A 20,548-nucleotide genomic window follows, 5' to 3' on the forward strand; every position below is an offset into this window, starting at 1 on the left:
GCTTACTATGGTCGCGGCTTACTCCGCCTCGCTGTCCATGGGGGACAGGGCCGACAGCTCGCCGCGCATCGACTCGTCGAATACGCTGATGCGGCCGCGGCCGTTGCGCTTCGAGCGGTAGAGCGCCTCGTCGGCATGGTGGAACAGCTCGCGGTACGTCCGCCCGTTGTCGGGATAGAACGCCACGCCCATGCTCACCGACACGTCGAACCCCTCGAAGGTGTCGGTGAGGGTGTCGAACAGCCGCCTCACCAGGCGCTCGAAGGCAGGATCACCCTCTTCGCCGCACGGCACGAACACCAGGAACTCGTCGCCGCCCACGCGGGCCGCCACGTCGTCGCGACGGATGGAGCGCTGCACCTTGCGCGCCACGAAGCTGAGCACCTCGTCGCCGAACGCGTGGCCGAACTCGTCGTTGGCCCCCTTGAAGCGGTCGAGGTCGAACAGGATGAACGCGAAGCGCCCGTCGGGCCGCTCGGCAAACGCGCGCTCGGCCAGCTCCTCGGCGGCCGGGCGGTTGTACAGCCCGGTGAGCGCGTCGTGGGTGGCCCGGTGCCGCAGCTCCTCCATAGCCAGGCGCTCGTCGTTCACGTCCACGATCTTGCCAATCACGCCGGTGCATTCGGCCCGGCCGTCCTCGCCCATCCACAGCGTCTGCGCCATGGTGCGGCACCAGCGGTGCTCGCCCCTCACCAGCATCTTGCAGGTGAAGTCCACCGTGGGGCTCAGCATGGTAGTGGCGCGCACCATCTCGATGAAGCGGTCGCGATCCTCGGGCTCCACCAGGTCGAACGGCCCCGCCTTGTCGTAGGGATGCACGATGAGCTCGTCAACGCCCAGCTGCGCCGCGCCCCATTCCGAGAACGAGAGGATGTCGGTGCCGTAGCTGTACTCGAACTGGATCTCCTTGGACATGGAGGCGAAGAAGCGGTACTTCGTGCGCTCCTGCTCCAGCAGCGACAGCGTGCGGTTCGACACGTGGAAGCCGCTGCCCGAGAGCAGCTGCGCCTCCAAGCTGGCCGCCTCGATGCGCGTGATGCCGCCGAGCGACTGCGTTTTGAGCTCGTCGGCCAGATGGTCGCCCACGTCCTCCAGGCATTGCAGGAGCACCGGGTTGAACGCGCCGCATTCGCCGTTGCGGATCATGTCCATGGCGCGGCTGTGCGAGTAGGCCGGCTTGTATACGCGCTCGCTGGTGAGGGCGTCGTACACGTCGGCCAGCGACACCACCTGCGCCGCGATGGGAATGTCCTCGCCCGCCAGGCCGTCGGGGTAGCCGCCCCCGTCCCAGCGCTCGTGGTGCCAGCGGCAGATGTCGCGCGCCGTTTGCACCAGCAGCTCGCGCTTGGCGTAGGGCGAGTTCTCCAGGATGTTGGCGCCCACGGCCGCGTGCGTCTTCATGATGTCGAACTCCTCGGGCGTGAGCTTGCCCGGCTTGTTCAGGATGCTCTCGGGGATGGAGATCTTCCCGATGTCGTGCAGCGCCGAGGCGTTCACGATGAGCGCCAGCAGAGGCGGCGTGAGGTCGGGTCGGCGCGTCACTTCCACATAGCGCTTGAGCAGGGTTTCCGTGATCATGCGGATGTGCATGACGTGCAGGCCGCTTTCCCCATTGCGGAATTCCACGATGTTGCTGAGGATTTCCACCATGAGGTAGTTCGACTTCTCCTTCTCCACTATCTGGTCGAGCACCATGCCCTCGAGCTGCTTTTGCTTCGAGTACAGCTTGATGGTGTTCTCCACGCGATGGCGGATGATGCGGCCGTCGAACGGGCGGCTGATGTATTCGGTGGCACCCAGGTCGTAGGCGTGGTCGATGTAGGCGGGCGACGTCTCCGACGAGATGATGATGACGGGCATGCTGCCGATGAGGCCGCTCTTGTTCATGGCGGCCAGCACCTCGAAGCCGTCCATGTCGGGCATGATGATGTCCAGCAGCATAAGCGCGATATCGCCGTCCGCGCGCCGCAGCGCGTCCATGGCCTGCACGCCGTTGGCTGCTTCCACGATGTCGAAGGTGTCGGAGAGGATGTCCGCCAGAAGCGAGCGGTTCATCTCGGTGTCGTCGACGATGAGGATGCGCTTCTTCATCTCAGTCGCCGCCGGTTTGCTCGTCGGGGTCATGGCTGGCTAAGCCCCCCCCCCGCGGCAATAGCGGGCCACCGCGTCGTAGGTGGCGCGGTAGTCCTGCTTCACCTGGCTGAACAGGCCGTCCACGTCGTTGCCGTAGGAGCCGCCGCGCAGCGCCTCGGTGAGGGCCGACGCCGATGCGCCCAGGGCCTTGAAGTCGAAGTTCTGGCAGATGCCCTTGAGCGAGTGCACCGCGCGGAAGGCGGCCTCCACGTCGCGGCTGGCGAGCGCCGTCTCGAGCGCGGCGAAGTTCTCGTCGCGCAGGAAGGAGTTCAGGTACTTCGCCACCAGGGCCTCGCTGCCCAGGCGACGCACGATATCGTCGCTGGACACCCCGCCGCCCAGCTCGGCGTAGCATTCTTGAAGCGTGGTCATACCGCCCCCTTCCGCGCATTTCGACCGCGGATGGTTGAATTCCGCAATGGTGCAAGTGTAACCGATTTCGCAGGAAAAGGCTTGCCCTGATCAAAGAGGTGAGCGTTGCATTGAGGCGAATGTCACAAAAGGGGACAGTCCCCTTTTGTGGCATTCTGGCGTCAGAGGGCGAAATCGAGGGCTTCGAGGACGTACTTCGGCACCATGAAGCGGACGGTCTTCTGGGGGTCGACCATCTGGCACACCTGCACGTCGGCTACCAGCGACAACAGCATGACCAGCTCATCTTGCGGCGTGCCGGTGCGGTCGTGCAGCAGGTCCACCATCTGGTGCACGGCGCGGTCGGCCGCCTCGTCGAGCGAGCCCGCCGACACGATGATGCCGAAGTGCGTGTCGTTCTCGATGAGCGGGTCCGTCAGGCGCAGGTCGGGCAGCGCCGTCAGCGTGACCGTGGCCCAGCCGGCCACTTCCGCGCCCGACACGCTCACCTCGCCGTCGCCCATCACCGCGTGCATGTCGCCGCAGCCGAAGAGCGCGCCCTCGGCGGCCACCGGGAAGTAGAGCGTGGCGCCGGCGGCGATGGCGGTGTTGTCCATGTTGCCGCCGTGGCTGCCGGGCGTGCCGCAGTTCACGGGCTCGCCAGCGGGCGCGACGCCGATGACGCCGATCATGGGCTTGAGCGGGATGGACAGCTTGTCGTTCCAGACGAGCTTGTCGCCATCGATGGCGCACAGGTGCGTGCTCCACGCGTCGAAGCGGTCGCCGCACACGCCTTCATCCTTGCCGGTGCACGAGGCCGTCTGCGGGTCGAGCTCGATGTTCTCGATGGCCACCTTCAGCGCGCCGCCGGGTACCGCGCCCTCCACGAACACGGGGCCGGTGGCCGGGTTGATGTGGTCCCAGTCGATCTCGTCCAGCTCGTCGTCGGGCGATTGCACCTGGTTGCCGAAGCAATCCTGCGTGCGGATGCGCACCGTGTCGCCCGACTTCACCGTGATCGCCGGCTCGAGGTCGCGCGCGAACGCGAACAGCACGCGATCGTCGTTGAGCTGCTGCATGGGGGCTCTCCTCTCTCGTTCGGCCTCGCTTTCGCGGCCGTTTCCTGCTGAGGTTCAGCATACCCCAGCATGCGAGGGCGTGCACGCGGGATTGCGGAGCAGATTGCGCTTCCGAGACAGCGGTGCCTCGATTGTCGACCCAAACACACGAAAAACGCCCCTGTGGCGTGTGCTTCGGTCGACAATCGGGCATCCATGCCGAAGGAACGCCGGGGAAGGCGCTCCTTCGGTCGAACGGACTCGCCGCAAGACACGGGGAGGGAGGGATCGGCCCCGCGACGGTCCGGGCATTAGATGCGCTAGGCGGCGCTCCAGTCGGAGAGCGCGTTCACCTGCTGGCCGGTCATCATACCGCTGGCGAAGCACTCGTTGATATTGCCGCCACCCCAATAGTAATGGTAGAACACCGAGCCGAATTCGCCGGCGGAGTACAGCCGCCCTATGGGCTCGTCGTTCCAGTCGAGGGCCTGCCACTTGTCGTTGCGCGCCGGCCCGCCGTTGGTGTTGAGGAACGAGATGCAGCACTGCACCGCGTAGAACGGCGGGTTGACCAGCGGGTTCACCGGCGTCACGTCGCCCTTCTGGGACTTCGACGGCGCGCGACCGAACACGCTGTCGGTGCCGCCGTCGGCCACGTCGGCGTTGAACTTCTCCACCGTGGCCACGAACGTTGCCAGGTCCTCGTCGGCGAAGCCCATGAGGCCGCCCAGCTCTTCGATGGTGTCGGCCTTGAGCACAACGCCGTCCTCGACTTCCTTCATGTTGTCGTCAGACCAGTGGTACACGTTGCGCACGGCCGCCCAGCCCTCGTTGCGCTCGGGGTTCGACCAGGCGAACAGCGTGCCCTTCGTGCGGCGTGTCTCGTCAAAGACCATCCACCAAGGATAGTTGGGCGTCTCGGCCGTATCCTTGTTCTCGGTGAAGCAGGGATACGGGTAGCGCTTGTCGTGCGCGGGCCACTTGCCGTCCTCGGCCATGAAGCGCTCGCCGTGCTGACTCACGTATATCATGGACGTGGTGTCGCCCCCGTTATAGCAGGCGATGGCCTGGTTGTACTTCTCGGACAGCTCGAGGCAGGCCGGAGAGCCGTACTCCACGGCGGCCATGTGGCGAAGCTTCGCGCCGATGCCAGCCACCATGCGGATGCCGTCACCGGTGTTGTAAGGGCTGCCGATGGGGTACTGCTTGTAGTGCGTGAGCACGAAGTTCTCGATCATCTCGGGATTGCCTTCATAGCCGCCGCACGCCATGATGACGCCCTTCTTGGCCTTGCAATACTTCGTCTGGCCGCCTTCCTCGTATTGCACGCCGAGCACTTCTTTGGCCTCGGCGTCGTACACGAGGTCGGTCACCGGCGCGGAGTACAGCACGGTGATGGAGTCGGCGTAGCGATCGGCCATGACGTCGGCAACGAGCTTGTGCAAAAACGCACCGCCGCCCGTCTGGCCCTTGCCCTCGATAGTGAGGTTCACCGCGTTGGCGTCCGGATACTCCTTGCCCCACAGCTTGCGCACCGCGTCGGCGCCCTCCTTGTGGATGACCTCGCTCTCCACGATATTGTCGCTGAACCACTGGGGCATGTCGGTGGAAGCTTTGGCCACCGCGACGCACTCGGCGTCGGTCACGCCGCCGTCGGTGATGGCCTTCCACGCCTCGGCCGCGCCGTCGCCCGAGCAGATGTTCAGGAACCCGCAGCTCACCGCGCTGTTCCCGCCCGCATGCTCCTCGGGCGCTTTCTCGAACACGATCACCTGCGAACCCTCGGCTGCAGCGCTGATGGCCGACGCCTCGCCGGCGAAGCCATAGCCCATGACCACGACGTCGGTTTCGGCATCCCACGCCTCGGGCTCGCAGGCGCGCTTGCCGGAAGTGGCCGCATCGGCCGCGGCGTCGGCGCCACCAGTCGAGCAGCCGGCCATGCCCATCGCCGCAGCTCCGGCTGCTATGACCGCAGCCCCCTTCAGAAAGTCGCGACGGTTAACCTCGCGCAGCTCGTTGTTCTTCCCCATGATGGATCCCCTTTCCTTCTATTCGTGACACGTCCGACATTCGAACACGTCTTCGTGATGACAGCTCAGGCAGAGCTGCTTCTGGTCGTCCTCGACCTCGTGCACGGTATGGCAGCTCGTGCACGTGATGGATGAATGGTCGCCCGTGCGGTCCATGGCATGCGGGTTGACCGTCGTGCCGTCTGCGTCGGTTAGCACGTCGACGTCGGCGGTCTTCGCCGCCAGGTCGTCCCAGCCTCCATGGCAGCTGAGGCACGTGTCCTCGGGCACGGCGTTCTCCTTGCTCAGCTTCTTGGGCATCTCGGCGGTGGCCGTGGCGTTCGCATGGGCGGTGGCCAAGGAGTCTGCGACGCCGTGGCAGCTTTCGCATGTGGCGGCGGGATGCTTGGAGGCCAGGCAGGACGCGTCCGACGCCGAGGCTTCCTCGACGGCATGGCAGGAGGCGCAATCCATGTCGGGCGACCATGCCACTTGGACGGCGTCGCCGCCCTGCTGCGCTGCCGCCTGGTCGGGCTGCACGCTCTGCGGTGCGCAGCCGGCTGCAAGCCCGAGCGCAGCCACCAGCACGGCAACGGTTGCAGCCTTCTTGATAGGCGCTTTCATGTTTTCTTTCCCTCCTCTCGCTGTTCTCCGTGTTTCGGCTGTCGCCACCATACGACCGCAGCGGCCGCCGCCTCTAGCTCCGAAGCGTGCCCACTTCGCCGGATCCGCCCGCACGAAGCGTGCCTCGGGCGCAGCGCAGGGAGCACGAAAGGTGTTGTTTTGCCCTCCACCGCCGTTTCAGCCGATCGACGGGTCGTATAATCGACTGCGGGATCGCATTCAGCGGGACGCAGAGGGGCGTCCCGCACGTGCAGGGGAGGTCGTCATGGGAGGTTCGTCCTCGCAGCGGTCGCTGTTCGAGGGAGCGCTCGTCAAGGCGGGCGGACCGCGTGCGTACGCGTCGCTTGTGCGTACGGCGCTGCCATGCTTCGGCGTGTGGACGCTGCACACGTGGATCATGTGGCTCAATACCAACGTTCCGGTCAACGTCCCCGGCGCCCCGTGGGTCACCGTCTACCTCGCGCAATCGCTGCTCCTCGTCGCGGTCGTGGTGCTGTTCCGCGCGAAGCCGAAGCCCTCGGCGGCGAAAGCGAACCGTGCCGACGTCGCCTTCACCATGATCGGGTGCGCGACGACCGGGCTGTACGCTGCGGACTCGCTGGTCGGGCCTCTGCCCGGATGGCTGGCCGTAGCGGCCGTCTCTCTTGGCGGCGTGTGCCTGGGTTGGGGCTACCTTCGCTGGGGCGTGTTCTACAGCGGGCTCGACCTGCGTAACGCGCTCGGGTGCATCTTCGCTGCCTGCATACTGGGGGCAGTGGCGAAATCGTTCATCTCGGAGGCCGGCTGGCTGATAGGGTTCGTCTTCGCCCTTGCGCTGCCGGCGCTCTCGGGCGCGTTTCTTACTCGGGCGTTCAAGCTGCAGCGTCCGCAGGCAACGGGCGAGATCCGCTACACGCGCGAGACAGCGTGGTCGCTGTGGAAGATAATGAGCTGCGTGGCCATCTTCGCGTTCGTGTACGCGTTCTCGACCAGGCTGCCCAAGATGTTCGACAATCCGCTGCCGTACGCACAACTGCTTGGTCACGCCATCGAGATCGCTGTGTCCGCGTTCATCCTGTGGTGGGTTATCGGAAAGCGGCGGTCGCTCGGCTTCGCGCAGCTGTGGCGCTGCGTGATGGTGCTCATCGGCGTCATGCTGGTGCTGGGGGTGTTCGAGCCGACGGCGCAGCTGCAGACGGCCTGTTCGACAAGCATCTCGTATCTGGTGGTGGTGTTCCTATGGCTGCTGCTGTCCGACATCGCGCACCACAGCGACCTGCACCCCTACGTGGTGTTCGGCGCGGGGTGGCTCGCCTACACGTTCCCCAATTACCTGGGCAAGGCGCTCGGCGGGAGCGGCTTGATAGCGCCTGCGATGACGCCGTCCATCGCTCTCGTGCTGCTGCTGGTGATCATGCTTGCCATCACGCTCCTACTGGAAACACGCGATCCTGCCATGCAGCGCATCTTCTCCGACCTGGAATCGCGGCCCGCGCCGCAGGACTTCTCGTTCATCGACGAACGGTGCGCCGCGCTGGGCGGCCAGTACGCGCTGACGGCGCGCGAGGTGGAGGTCATGCAGCTTCTGTGCAAGGGGCGCAGCAAGGCCTACATCGCCGAGACGCTGTTCATCACCGAGAACACCGTGCGGGGCCATGCGCGGCGCCTGTACGCGAAGCTCGATGTGCACAGCAAGAAGGAGTTGCAGGAGCTGATCGGGATTTAGCAGCGCGATGGCGACCGACGACACAAAAACATGCCGGTTTGTGGCTCTTTTGGGATCGGGGCGAAGAGCCACCTGGGGGAACGCTGAGTGGAAGCGCTCCGGGGGCCCTCGATCCCACGGTTTCAGCCGCAAACCGGCATGTTTTTGTGTCGTGCACCCTGGTTTCGATGTTGCATGGCCTTCCGAAAGGTGGGCCGTGCAGCTTTCCTGACCTATCATGCAACTTTTTCGAAGTAATGATGGCTCAAAGGGCTTGAAGCAGATGGATTTTCTTTCTTTTTGTTGCAATACCAACGGAAATAGGAGCTTAGCGACCCGCATAGCCATCATTGCTTCGAAAAAGTTGCAGAGCGGGTGCGAAAAGCTGCATGCGCCCCGTTTCAGGCCTCTTCCTCATCCCAGTCGTCTTCGTAATCAGGCTCGGGGACGAGGATGCAAGCGAACAGCAGGGCGAGGGTCGGCACGAGGGTGCCGACGAGGTTGCGGACCGACGGCATGAGCGCGGCGCCGCCTGATGCGAACCACGCCGCCGCGCAGATGCCCGCCACGAGCACCGCCGCCGCGCAGAGCGTGCCGAGCACGGCGAACGCCCGCGTCGGACGCAAGCGCACGACGGCAAGCACGAGCGCCGCCACAGGCCAGCTGGCGGCTACGCACCAGAAGGCCGGCTGCACGAGCATCGCGCCGAGGGCCGCCTGCACGTCGACCCCGGCGAGGGAGGCGTTCGCGAGGGCGTCCCAGCCGATGAGCGTGTGCGTCCCGAAGGCGGCCAGCAGCGTCGCGATCAGCAGCGAGAACAGGGCCGTCCCCAGCGCGCGGGCGGGCGGCAGGCAGAAGCCGGCCGCAAGCGGGGCGAGCTGCCCGCCGCCGAACGCGCCCGCCAAAGGCGCGGCGAAGGCGGCGTTCGCATCGGCGTCGCTCGCGCGGCCCGCGAAGTACCACCAGGCGCACGTGGCCGCAAGCAGCACGCACCCTGCGGCAGGCGCGTTCTGTGCGATGAGCGCGATGCCGAGTGCCGCGTAGGACAGCAGCGCGCCCAGGTGCGGCTTGAGCGCGCCCGCGAGCGCGAGCAGGCCGAGCAGCCCCCAGAACACCGGGTTGTCCAGACCGCTTGTCTGCGGGATGTTCATCAGTGCCACGAGCGCGACGAATCCCGCGCCCACCGCACCCAGAACGCGCGCGGCCGCCAGGCGATGCCACGGCGTGATGCGCTCGCGCAAGGGGACGCGCGGCACGGCGGGTGCAGAGACGGGGGCGTCTTCGGCCTCTTCCTCGTCAGCGCAGTTCACGATGGCGGCCAGCTCGCGCACGCCGCGCTTCGGGTCGCCCAGGAACGGCTCGAGCTCCTCCGCGAAATCGGTGACGTTGTCGTAGCGCTCCTCGCGGTCGGGGTCGAGCGCGTAGAAGATGACGTCGTCGGCCGCCGGGTCGAGCTCGTCCCAGCACAGCGACGGCAGCACGAGCTCGGCGTCCTCGATGGCCGCCTCGGCCCGCTCCAGGTCGGGCGCGACGAAGGGGTTCTCCCCCGCCAGCATCTCGTACATCACCGAGGCGAGCGCCCACTCGTCGCAGCGCGCGTCGAGGCTTTCCAGGCGCATCTGCTCGAGCGGCATGTAGCCGATGGTGCCGCCGGCGGCCGCGCCGAAGCCGGACGGGTCCGCGAGCATCGCCAGGCCGAAGTCGGTCACCTTCACCTGGCCCTGGCGGTTGATGAGCACGTTGTCGGGCTTGATGTCCAGGTGGAGCACCTGGTTGTCGTGCGCCACCTCCAGCGCGTGCGACACGGCCGAGAACACGGCCGCCGCCACGTCGAGCGTGAGGCGGTCTGCGAAGCGGTCGAGCAGCTCGGAGAGCGTGATGCCGTCCACGTACTCCATGATGAGGTAGGCGGTGGAGCCCTGCACCTCGAAGTCGTACACGGCCACGATGCTGGCGTCGGAAAGCATGGCCGCCGTGCGCGCCTCGTCGAGGCCCGGCAGGTGCGCGGGCGTGCGGTCGGGCGCGGGGGCGGCGTCGAAGAAGTCGTCGTCGAGCTGGAAGTCGTCGGAGTCGAGCTCGTCGTCCAGCCAGGGGGGAAGCGCGGAATCGGGCGCGGGAAGGGGCGCGGGCTCGGCCCCCGGCAGCGCCGCGCGGGCGGCGTCCACGTCGTCGAGCTCGATGCACTTGATGGCCACCTTGCGCTGGATGCGCGTATCCCACGCCACCTGGACCGTGCTGAACCCTCCCGAGCCTGCTTCGGCGATGGGTCGGTAACGGTTCAGTATGAGCTGTCGGTTGCGCGCCATGCCGCCTATTATACGGCAACGCCAGCGCGCGGCGAGCCCGCGCTAGAAGGCCGCGTCGAAGGGCTCGCTTACGCGCACGTCCTCCTGCCCGCGCTCGAGCTCGGTGAGCTTCGCGAGCAGCGGGCCCTGCGTGCCGTCGAGCATGCGCAGGCGCAGCGTGACCGCATCGGCGAACTGCGTGTCGAGCACCTTCGCGCCGCAGTCGGCGGCGATGCGCGCCAGCTGCTCGTAGCGCGCGTAGGCGATGCGCACCTCGAGGTCCACGCAGCGCGACACCACCGTGAGCCTGGCCGCCTCGATGGCCGCCTGCGTGGCCTGGGTGTAGGCGCGCACGAGCCCGCCCGTACCCAGCAGCACGCCGCCGAAGTAGCGCGTGACCACGGCTATCACGTCGGTGAGCCCCGCGTGCCGCAGCATCTCGAGCGTGGGAAGGCCCGCCGTCTTCTGCGGCTCGCCGTCGTCGGAGTAGCGCACGCGCCCCTCCGCGCCCGCGCCGCCCTCGCGCAGCACGTAGGCGTACACGTTGTGGCGCGCCATGCGGTTGGCCGCGCGCACCTCCTCGAGGAAGGCGAGCGCCTCCTCCTCGGTTTCGACGTGCGCGAGCTGGCCGATGAAGCGGCTCTTCTTCTCTTCTATCTCGGCGGTCGCCCGCCCCGCGATGGTGGTATAGGAGTCCATGGGGAAAGTGTAGCACGAGCGGGGGCGGCGCGCCTCAGCTGCGGCCGTCCACCAGATCGATCAGTTCCTGGTGGCTGCTCACGCCCAGCTTCTGGTAGATGTGCTTCACGTGGGCCTTCACCGTGTTGTTCGTGATGACGAGCTCCTTCTGGATGTACGGGCTGTTCCTGCCGCGCGCGAGGAGCCGGAACACCTCGCATTCGCGCGGCGTCAGGCCGCACCGCTCGGCGATCTCCTCGCACCGATTCTCCCACCGGGCGGAATGGGCGGAAAGCTCCAGCGCGTCGTCGGGCTCGATGCCGTCGATGGTGCGGTCGAAGCTGAACGACCGGACGGTGAACAGGATGCACGCGAGGATCACCATCACCACCGCGATGCTCAACATCGACACCGCCGCGTGGTCGGAGGCGAACAGGCTGAGGATGGTCGTGCCGGACCACTCGCCCGCGAGCATGAACACGCCTTCGACGCACGCGCCCCACGCGAGCACAGGGATGGTGTTGATCTGGTTCTTCGCGCTGATCACGAGCAGCGTGTACAAGTACAGCAGGTTGAAGCACGCCACGCCCGACGACAGCAGCACGGCCGCCAGGTCGCCCTCCACTTCGGCGATGGGCGCGAGCAGGATGCCGCCGATGACGAACAGCACGGACACCGAGAACAGCGCGTCGGGGAACATCCGCCCCTTGCGCGCGATCAGCGCCAGGACGATCACGGCGATCGTCGCCACCGTGAACAGCGCGCCGGGGGTGGAAGCACCGGTCGAAGCGAACGACAGCAAGTACCCGTGGGCGAAGTTGAACAGGGCCAGGTAGATGAACACCTGATGGCCGAACGGAAGGAATGCCTTCGGACGTGCGGCGGCGAGCGCGCCGGGAGCTTCGGATTCTTTAAGCCTGTTCAGAAGCGGACGATAGTACGGGTGGCTGGCGATCAGCGCGAACACCGTGACGCCAACGCAGACCGCGATGGAGCCGCCCGTGCCCACGAACGAGAACGCGAAGCTCCACACGTGTCCCAACAGGAAGCTCACGATGATATAGACGAGGATGCGCCCCGGGCCCATTGAGACGCAGCCGGCTTTCACGAGCAGCGCCGAAAGGCTCCCCGCCGCGAAGAGCCCGGACAGCCCCACGGCACGCGCGAGCGGCCCTCCTCCGCCGAAGCCCCACGCCAGGCCCACGACGCCGATACACAGAAGGAAGGCGCAAACGCCCGTCACCAGCCGCGAGCCCAGCAGCGAAGGTCGCCACGTCGATGCGAAGGCGAGCCAGACCATCACCGCGCACGAGACAATCGAGGCGGCGATGCGCATCCACGGCGCGGCATCCACCGCCGCATACACATCTTCCGAAAGCGAGAGCACGATAGCGTAGGTGAGGCTGAGCGAAAGGCAGCACAGGGCGAACTGCACCGCCTCCCTGCCGAAGGTTTTCTCGAACATGCGCCTGACCTCCCCTTCTGCGCGTCTCACCCGTTTGCGGTAAGGCCGTTTTCCTGCCAACGTTCCCCAAGTTTACCCGTCAGGGGTGATTATTTCTGCCCACCTGTCGGGCGATAGTGTAGCAGAGACGCGAGGACGAGCGGACAGGCGGCTCGCGCACAGAGATCCACGAAAGAGGAGGAAGGTATGAAGGAACAGCATGCGGAAGCGGCTCTTTCACGAAGGGGCTTCATCATGGGAGCGGCATCGGCGGGAGCCTTGACGGCCCTCGGAAGCCTGATGGGGTGCGCGCCCCAGCAGCAGGCGGCGGAGGCGGCGGCGCAAGACGGCAGCGGTGCGCCAGCTGCAACCGACTGGCTGGGGCCGGAGCCCGAGATTGCGGACGCAGACATCGTCGAGACACTCGAGGCCGAAGTGCTCGTCGTGGGCGGGGGCACGGCGGGATTGTTCGCCGCCGCAGCGGCCGCTGAGGAAGGCGCCAAAACCATTGTGGCCGAGAAGTACAAGGGCGGCGGCGTGCGCGTGGGCTTCGGCGCGCTCGGCTCGCGCCTGCAGAAGGAGGCCGGGATCGAGCCGGACAAGCACGAGGTGGTCAACGAGCTTCTTCGCTACTCCAGCCACAATGCGAAAACCTCGCTCTTGCACGTGTGGGCCGACCGTTCGGGCGAGGCCGTCGATTGGTGGCAGGACCGCTGCGCCGAGCAGGGAATCCCCATGTGGTTCGAGCCGAGCGACGAGGAGCCCGGCGAGAATTTCCCCTACATTCAGACCTGCCATTCGCCGCAGTTCGCCGTCGGCCCCGACGGCAAGCCCGCTGGCCCGGACGGTGCCGCCGTGCTCACCGATTACTGCACGGGCCTCGGCGTGGAATTCCGCTACGACACCGCCATGGTGAAGCTGGTGAAGGAAGGCGAGCGCGTCACGGGCATCATCGCTCAGAACGCCGACAAAAGCTACGTGCGCATCAACGCGTCGAAGGGCGTGGTCGTCTGCACCGGCGGCTACGGGCAGAACATGGACATGCTGGCCGCCTTGCAACCGGAAACGCTCAAGAAGATCGGCTACAGCTCGGCCATCCCCGGCACCACGGGTGACGGCATCAAGGCGTGCCTGTGGGCCGGCGCCGCGTTCGACGACACCCATTGCAGCGCCATGTTCGACCGCGCCTGCGTGAAGCCGGACGAGGTGGGCGGCCTGAACAACGGCAGCAACGGATGGTTCTGGATGGGCAGCCAGCCGTTCCTCAAAGTGAACCTGAGGGGCGAGCGATTCATGAGCGAGTCGGTGCCCTACGACTACATCCTGCAGGAGGCGCTCAACCAGCCCGACAACACCTGGTGTACCATCTGGGACTCCAACCTTGAGGAGGACGTCTACCGGTTCAAGACGCAGGGCTGCTCGCGCTACTTCGAGTTCAAGAACGGCGCGCCGCCGCAGATCCCGTTGCCGGCGGTCATGGGCATGAACGAGGGACTGGTGGCCGACGGCTTCATCCAGCAGGCCGACACGGTGGAGGAGCTGGCCGAGAAGCTGAACATCCCGGCGGACGCCTTCGCCAAGACGGTCGAGCGCTACAACGAGCTGTATGACCAGCAGGAGGACGTCGACTTCGGCAAGGAGGCGTACCGTCTTTCGGCCCTGCGCACGCCACCGTTCTTTGGCGTGCGGCAGACGGGGTATTTGCTGTGCACCCTCGATGGCATCAAGGTTGACGAACAGATGAGGGCGCTCGACGAGAAGGGCGAGGTCATCCCCGGCCTGTTCATGGCGGGCGTGGACAGCGGCGGCTATTACGCGCACACGTATCCGAGCCACTCGGCGGGCAACTGCTGCGGCCACAACGCGACGTTCGGCCGCCTCGCCGGCAAGTACGCGGCAAAGGCGTAAGGCTTTGAGCAGGAGGGGTGAGTGCGCCCCTCCTGCTCGTCTGCCTCTCCGAAGCGCGGGGATGACGGACGAAGCGGAATTTCGTGCGTCCACCATCCCCGCGCCCATTTTCAACTGCACGTCTTTCGAGGGGCAGAACAGCATGTCAGCCGCATTGGTGAGCTTGCTTTCAACCATCAAGTCGAGTTGACTCAACACATCGCTCACATCGGCGAACTCTTACCTGCGTCCGCGGCGGCGTTTCGGGGCGAGGGCGAGCGCCGCTGCGAAGGAGGCTGCGGCGACGAGGGCGGGAGCAGCGAGGGCAATCCCGTCCCCCGTGGTCGCGAGCGGCTGCGGCCGGGCCCCGACAGGCGGTTCGGATCCATCTTCGGGCTCGGGTTCGGGCGCAGGACCGGGCTCGTCGGGCGCGACGTCCAGCACGCCGGTGAGGTCGTAGCGAACCCGCAGGTAGTCCGCCGCCGCCTCGGCGGGCGCACCGGCGCCTCCCGTCGCGGCGAACAGCCCCCAGCCCACGGCCAGCCAACGCCCTTCGATCCACGCGCCGTCGGCCTTCGACGTGGTCAGCAGATGCGGACCCTCGCGCAACGAGGCGTCGAAGAAGACCGTCTCGTGCTCGGCGAACGGGCCGGTCGAGCCCGGGGAACGACGGCTGGCGGCCACGGAGCCGTGCGGTGCCACGGACAGGCGCGAGAACGTCAGCGCGTCTCCGCGCGTGGAATGGAACTCCGTACGCGACACCTCGGTGCCCGCGCCGTCGAACGCCGCGAGGACGTTCCCCTGCTCCACGGTGCCGTCGGCGCCGATGCGCGTGCTGGCCAAGACGAGGATGCGATCGCCGTCCCGGCGCGCATCGTCCAGGCTGAGGTAGCCCGGAAGAGCCGCCTCCACATCCGATGCAAGGCCCTCGTCCAGCGAGCCGACGTCGGCCGGGATCTCGGCTGCGGGCTCGGGCATGAGTGCGCGCAGCCGCTCGGCCACGGCCTTCGCCGGCACGACGCGCGCCGCAGCCGCAGGCAAACCGCCGCCCGCCGTCTCCGTCCCGCAAAACGCGATCGCATCCTCGTCGACGTTGACCAGGCGCTCGGCCCGAGTGGTGCCGCAGCGCATGGCCACCGTGCCATCGCCTTGCGGCTGAAGCGTCGACACCAGCTGCGCCGAGCCGCTCCATGGGCTCACCATCGCCGCGACGTCGCCCACGCGCACGAAGCGCGGCAGCCATCCTGCGGAAAGCGGGGCCTGCGCTTCGAGCGAGCCGTCCCCGACGTCGATCCAGTACGCTTCCAGCGCCCCGGCCAGCTCGACGGCCACGAACACGCGCGTCCCGCCCAAGGGCACGACGGCGAGCTCCGGCGCGTCCGACCCCTCGTCCGAGAAGGGCGCGACGGCGCCAGAAACGTCCCGCACGGTCGCGGATAACGGATCCTTCCCAAGCGTGACCAGGCGAAGCGTCGGCCCCTCTGTTTGGAAGAAACGCTTTTCGCCGTCCTCGCATGCGAACACGTCGGACACCCCTGCGCGCGCCGAGGGACTCTCGGTGCCCGCATACTCGCCCGACCGCTCGATCGGCGCCACGGGGCCCGGCGCGAGGGGCACGCGGATCTCGGGCGAATAGAGGTCGCCCTGCGCCGTGCGGGCGACGAGGAACATCCGCGCGGGAAAGACGAGCTCGCAGGTGGACCCCGGCTTGACGGCATCGGCGGCGAGTGCGAAGGACGCGGTGACGACGGTGCCGGAGAGGCGCGCGCTCGCGTACTGGCCGACGCCGTCCACCACGAGCGATGGCTGCATCTCCGGATCAGCGGGAAACGCGAGCATTGGCGCGCTCGACGCCTCCAGCGTCACGGCGTCGATGTTCATGATCCCGCGCCCGGGCCTGGGCGTGAGCGTGAACGACCCCACGTCGGGCCGGCCCGCGCTCGAGTACGCCACGCGGACGGTTCCGCGCGCGCTCTCGACGTTCGTCGCTTCGAACGAGAGCCCCGTGAAGCCGATGCCCGCGTTCTCGTAGAAGTTCGACGAGGGCCGGCTGGCGGGCGTGATCGCGTCGCCAGCGAGCAGCATGCAGCGGAAGCCTTCCGCCGCATGCGGGACGCTGCCGGCCTCGATGAGATGAGGCGCGTCCATGTCGGGGTCGACCAACTCGATGAGCTGGTCGTTCACGCGTCCATAGGCGTTCGTATGCGCGAACTCCGCACCATCCGGCGTGAGCGCCGCCTGCACGCGGAACAGCCGGAAGCCGGAGGGCAGATCGTGCCAGACGCGTTCGCCATCGAAGAAGCCCACGCTCTGGTTACCCGCCGCGCAATCGTATTGCAGCAGGTAGTACGACGAGAACAGGCCCTCATCCTCGTTCGAGACGACGACGATGCCGCCGCTTTCGGAGGCCTCTTGCGCCGTGAACGCCTCGAGCGCCTGCTCGATTGCGACCTCCTTTCCCTCCTCCCCCAGGTTCACGCGGGCGATTTCGAGCTGCCCGCGCTTGACGACGATGCCGCCGTCGTTGGCGACCACGCGGACGATCCGGTCTCCGCCGATCCAGCCGAGCAGCCACTTCGAGAACCCGTTGTGGTCGCCCTGGTTGTCCATCATCATGTCGAACGTGAGGATGCCGGAACGCTCCGGAGCGCCACCCTGCTGGCTCGCGTACGAGTAGTAGTCGGGCAGCCCCAGGACGTGCCCGGTCTCGTGGATCATCATGCGCGCAGCCGCCTCGCTGTTCGACGGCTCGTGGAGCGTGACGATGTTCCACAGCTGCTTGCCGTCGTACACCGCCTGCGGGTCCGCATAGCGGCGCTCGTTGCTCCACCACGTGCTGCCCCAGCCCTCGTGACCGCCGGCGAAATGCAGGTAGACGGCGTCGATGCGCCCGTCGCCGTTGCCGTCGTAATCGGCGAAGTCGATGCCGCCATCGAGGGCGGCGAGCGCCTCCATGAACAGTATGCCCACGTCGTTGGTGTAATAACCGCGCTCATGCTGCGCGACGTAGTCCACGGCGGTGCCGGCCAGGGAAAGCGTGCCGTAGGACGCGCGCTCGTAATAGGCGCGCAAGCTCTCGTAGGGATAGGCCTGCGAAGCGGGAGCGGGGTCGCCGTCGACGAGCGCCTGCAGCGCCTCGAGCGTGTCGCCCGACTCGAACTCCTTGTCGGGGAAGGATACGCGCAGGGCGAGCACCTTCGCGGGGCCCGTCGCGCCCATCCCGCTCGTCCAGTTCGAGGGGACGGCGCGGGCGTCGGCGCCGTTTTCCACATCTTGGCGCACGAGCGCCTGCTGGATGAGCCCTGCATCGGCCTGTTCGTTGCCGAGCGCGTCCTGGAACGACGCGCGCGCCGCCCAGCTGCCGTCGGCCTCGTATTCCGCGCGCTGCTCAGCAGTGGGAGCGCACGCGCCGCCCGCTTCATCGGCCAGCGCCTGCCGCGCGCCCGCCCCGAGACACCATGCGAGCGCGAGCGCCGTTGCCAGCAGGGCCGCTCGCGTTGCCATATGCTTCCCCGCCCGAACGCCGACTCCCATCCCAAGCCCCCTGATCCCGAAGCTTCGCGTACCCCGCCATCATACCCGCTTCGCAGTGGGCGCGGTGCCGAGGGCGGCGAAGCAAAGCGGACGGATCGCACGAAGGCCCCGCAAAGTCGATCTTCGGCCGAAACACACGCAAAACCGCGCTGTGGCGTGTGTTTCGGCCGAAGATTACAAAAAGAAAGGCCGGAAGCGCCTGTTTGGGCTTCCGGCCTGGTGTTTCAAATGGTGCGGGCGAAAGGACTTGAACCTTCATGGGGTTGCCCCCATACGGACCTGAACCGTACGCGTCTGCCAATTCCGCCACGCCCGCACAACGCGCGCTTCTTGTCGAAGCGAGTGAACATGATACCCCAGTTGGCAATCCGTGACAAGAAGAAATTGCTCGGCGTGAAGATTTCTCCGGAGCGAGCCGCGCACGCCGTATGCGGGCACGGGTTGCACTACAATCGGAAAGGCGCGCGGAAGCGCGTCCCCCGACACCGCCCGCGAAGGAGCACGCAGCCATGACCGTCATCGACGTCCACACCCATATCTACCCCGAGAAGATCGCCGAGCGCGCGGTGGATGCCGTGGGCGACTTCTACCTCTTGGACATGTATGGGCAGGGCACGGCGGCGCACCTCCTGGCCTCGCAGGAGCAGGCCCCCCTCACGCACTTCGTCGTGCACTCGGTGGCCACGAAGCCCAGCGCGGTTGCCACCATCAACGACTTCATCGCCGAGCAGTGCCGCATCCACCCCGAGTTCATCGGCTTCATGGCCATGCACCAGGACCTCGAAGACCCCGAAGCCGAAATCGAGCGCGCCGTGGGCCTGGGCCTGCGCGGCATGAAGCTGCACCCCGACACGCAGAAGGTGGACATGGACGACCCGCGCCTCATGCGCATCTACGAGATGATCGAGGGCCGTCTGCCGCTCATCGTGCACACCGGCGACTACCGCACCGACTTCTCGCACCCGCGGCGGCTCAAGAACATCCTGCACACGTTCCCCGACCTCGTAGTGGACGCGGCGCATTTCGGCGGCTGGTCGGTGCCCGAGATAGGCTACGACGTGCTGCACGACGAGAACGTGCTCATCGACGTGTCCAGCTCCATGGCGTTTCTCGGGCCGCGTCGCACGCGCGAGCTCGTGGGCATGTGGGGCGCCGACCGCGTGATGTTCGGCTCCGACTTCCCCATGTGGGACCCGGCGCACGAGTACGACACGTTCACGTCGCTCGGCTTCTCCGACGACGACCTCGACAAGATGCTCTGGAAGAACGCCGCCCGCTTCACGGGGCTTGAGCTCAGATAAAATTGCACAGGCAATGAGAGGGGATCTGAATGCAGCTGCCAATCAATTCAAATAACCCCGAGGTGTTCGCTTCTGAAACCGAGTCGTACTTCTTCGATCGCAAAAGCGCTCGTAAGGATGTTGCAGAAATAGCAAGGCATCTATCGGCTTTCGCCAACGCACTTGGCGGTAAGCTAATCATCGGAATTGAAGATAACGGTGAGATTACTGGCTTCAAACGCAATGGCGCGCATGCTATTGAGGCGTTTGAACAGGCAGCGATAACAACTTGCTCCCCCTCGCCAGACGTAAAATGCCGTCGCATTTCCGTAATCAACTCAAAGGAAGAGGATGACCTGATTCTGATTATGGACATTGCCGCCTCAACCGATCGCGTTGTTTCAAGACGCAGCGACAAAGAGGTGTTTCTTCGTCAAGGCGACAAAAGCATAAAGCTTGATCACGAGCAGGTTCTTGCTTTGGAATACGACAAACACCAGCGAATTTTCGAGGAAGAAGTTGACGAGAGATCTAGTATTGACGACCTTGACAGGGAGATAGTCGCCAGATATAAAAACGCACTTGGCACCGAAGTTTCTGACGAGCAGCTGTTGCGTAGTCGTGGTTTTTTGCTGGATGGGCATCTGACAAAGGCGGGCATCCTTTTGTTCGCTGAAAGCCCTACGAGATTTATGCCATGCGCCCGCGTTCGCGTGCTCAAGTTTGATGGAAACAAAATGGAAACCGGCCGCCGGCTGAACATCGTAAAAGAACGCACTTTCGACAAATGCCTACCACGGATTATTGAAGAGGCTAAAGATTTCATCGCGAGTCAGCTTCGTGAATTTCAATTCTTGGGCGATGACGGAAAGTTCAAAATTATTCCCGAGTACCCTGAGTTTGCTTGGTTTGAAGGATTGGTCAATGCAGTAACGCATAGAAATTACGCTATGGCTGGTGAGCATATTCGCGTCTCGCTCTATGACGACAGAATGGAGATACTCAGCCCAGGCAGTCTACCGAATATTGTCACCTTGGACAATATGCGCACAAGGCGTTATTCACGCAACTCCGGCATAGCGCGCGTTCTTGTTGAGATGGGTTGGGTTCGTGAATTGAACGAAGGCGTGCAGCGTATCTATGACGAGATGCAGGCGTCATTTTTGCATGATCCCGTATTCAGTGAACCAAATGAGGCGGCTGTACTGTTAACGCTTGAGAATAGCGCAACTTCCCGCGTTCTGCGCCAAAGCGATTCTATGGCCGCTGACTTCGGCAAAGATAGAATGGGGGCTCTCAACGAATACGAAGTCGCTGTTATGCAATATGTTTATGCAAAGGGCAGAGCTCAGACTAAAACCGTATCCGAGCTACTAGGACGAAGCGCCACTATCGCCGCGCGTACTCTAAAATCTTTAAGTGATAAGGGATTTCTCGAGTGGCACGGAACGAGCAGAAACGACCCCTCGCAATACTATTCCTTAAAAAGTACGGAGTAGTAGGGAGTAATTACGGAGTAATGGGTAGTGCAGGAGCTCCGCTTTCGGCAGTTACTCCTTAAGCTCCGTAGGGAGTATAAGG

The 20,548-nt window shown here is 65.5% G+C and carries 13 protein-coding genes and 1 tRNA gene; 4 read left to right on the forward strand and 10 right to left on the reverse strand.

The annotated features are described in order from the left end of the window. Positions 1-18: 18 nt before the first annotated feature. From FX134_RS09080 to FX134_RS09100, 5 genes are all read right to left on the reverse strand, one after another. Positions 19-2,091 carry a bifunctional diguanylate cyclase/phosphohydrolase gene (locus FX134_RS09080; protein ID WP_080800737.1) on the reverse strand — a complete coding sequence of 691 codons (2,073 nt, stop codon included), beginning with the start codon at positions 2,089-2,091 and terminating at the stop codon, positions 19-21. A gap of 39 nt (positions 2,092-2,130) precedes the next feature. Further along, positions 2,131-2,505, reverse strand: coding sequence for an Hpt domain-containing protein (locus FX134_RS09085; protein ID WP_080800741.1), 375 nt, complete (start codon positions 2,503-2,505; stop codon positions 2,131-2,133). Between the two features lie 161 nt (positions 2,506-2,666). Continuing rightward, the gene (locus tag FX134_RS09090) at positions 2,667-3,563 is read right to left on the reverse strand and encodes an acetamidase/formamidase family protein (RefSeq protein WP_080800743.1); all 897 of its coding nucleotides are present in this window, start codon (positions 3,561-3,563) and stop codon (positions 2,667-2,669) included. 299 nt (positions 3,564-3,862) lie between these two features. Beyond that, positions 3,863-5,572 carry an FAD-binding protein gene (locus FX134_RS09095; RefSeq protein WP_080800745.1) on the reverse strand — a complete coding sequence of 570 codons (1,710 nt, stop codon included), beginning with the start codon at positions 5,570-5,572 and terminating at the stop codon, positions 3,863-3,865. Between the two features lie 18 nt (positions 5,573-5,590). Next, on the reverse strand, positions 5,591-6,175 hold the full coding sequence (locus tag FX134_RS09100; RefSeq protein WP_232050889.1) for a cytochrome c3 family protein: 585 nt from the start codon (positions 6,173-6,175) through the stop codon (positions 5,591-5,593). Positions 6,176-6,440: 265 nt separating this feature from the next. Between FX134_RS09100 and FX134_RS09105 the strand changes: the two genes are divergently transcribed. After that, positions 6,441-7,880 carry a helix-turn-helix transcriptional regulator gene (locus tag FX134_RS09105; protein WP_172623442.1) on the forward strand — a complete coding sequence of 480 codons (1,440 nt, stop codon included), beginning with the start codon at positions 6,441-6,443 and terminating at the stop codon, positions 7,878-7,880. Between the two features lie 380 nt (positions 7,881-8,260). On the opposite strand, the gene FX134_RS09110 is transcribed toward FX134_RS09105, so the two are convergent. From FX134_RS09110 to FX134_RS09120, 3 genes are read right to left on the reverse strand one after another with little or no spacing between them, the layout of a single operon-like run. Beyond that, on the reverse strand, positions 8,261-10,165 hold the full coding sequence (locus FX134_RS09110; RefSeq protein WP_143412170.1) for a protein kinase domain-containing protein: 1,905 nt from the start codon (positions 10,163-10,165) through the stop codon (positions 8,261-8,263). A 42-nt stretch (positions 10,166-10,207) separates the two neighbouring features. Then, positions 10,208-10,843 carry an IMPACT family protein gene (locus tag FX134_RS09115; protein ID WP_080800749.1) on the reverse strand — a complete coding sequence of 212 codons (636 nt, stop codon included), beginning with the start codon at positions 10,841-10,843 and terminating at the stop codon, positions 10,208-10,210. Positions 10,844-10,877: 34 nt separating this feature from the next. Beyond that, the gene (locus FX134_RS09120; protein ID WP_080800751.1) at positions 10,878-12,287 is read right to left on the reverse strand and encodes a helix-turn-helix transcriptional regulator; all 1,410 of its coding nucleotides are present in this window, start codon (positions 12,285-12,287) and stop codon (positions 10,878-10,880) included. A gap of 234 nt (positions 12,288-12,521) precedes the next feature. On the opposite strand from FX134_RS09120, the gene FX134_RS09125 reads away from it, so the two are divergent. Then, positions 12,522-14,174 (forward strand): FAD-dependent oxidoreductase, encoded by a 1,653-nt coding sequence (locus tag FX134_RS09125; protein WP_232050890.1) that lies wholly within the window; start codon positions 12,522-12,524, stop codon positions 14,172-14,174. A gap of 219 nt (positions 14,175-14,393) precedes the next feature. On the opposite strand, the gene FX134_RS09130 is transcribed toward FX134_RS09125, so the two are convergent. Together FX134_RS09130 and FX134_RS09135 are read right to left on the reverse strand one after the other, a co-directional pair. Beyond that, positions 14,394-17,657, reverse strand: a complete 3,264-nt coding sequence (locus FX134_RS09130; RefSeq protein WP_080800758.1) for a metallopeptidase domain-containing protein — start codon at positions 17,655-17,657, stop codon at positions 14,394-14,396. A 259-nt stretch (positions 17,658-17,916) separates the two neighbouring features. Beyond that, a tRNA-Leu gene (locus FX134_RS09135) sits at positions 17,917-18,003 on the reverse strand. Between the two features lie 193 nt (positions 18,004-18,196). On the opposite strand from FX134_RS09135, the gene FX134_RS09140 reads away from it, so the two are divergent. Together FX134_RS09140 and FX134_RS09145 are read left to right on the forward strand one after the other, a co-directional pair. Further along, the gene (locus FX134_RS09140) at positions 18,197-18,988 is read left to right on the forward strand and encodes an amidohydrolase family protein (protein WP_080800761.1); all 792 of its coding nucleotides are present in this window, start codon (positions 18,197-18,199) and stop codon (positions 18,986-18,988) included. Positions 18,989-19,017: 29 nt separating this feature from the next. Further along, positions 19,018-20,466: an ATP-binding protein gene (locus tag FX134_RS09145; RefSeq protein WP_080800763.1), complete on the forward strand. Its 1,449-nt coding sequence runs from the start codon at positions 19,018-19,020 to the stop codon at positions 20,464-20,466. Positions 20,467-20,548 lie beyond the last annotated feature (82 nt).

The organism is Arabiibacter massiliensis (genome assembly GCF_902386925.1).
GTDB classification, from domain to species: Bacteria; Actinomycetota; Coriobacteriia; order Coriobacteriales; family Eggerthellaceae; genus Arabiibacter; species Arabiibacter massiliensis.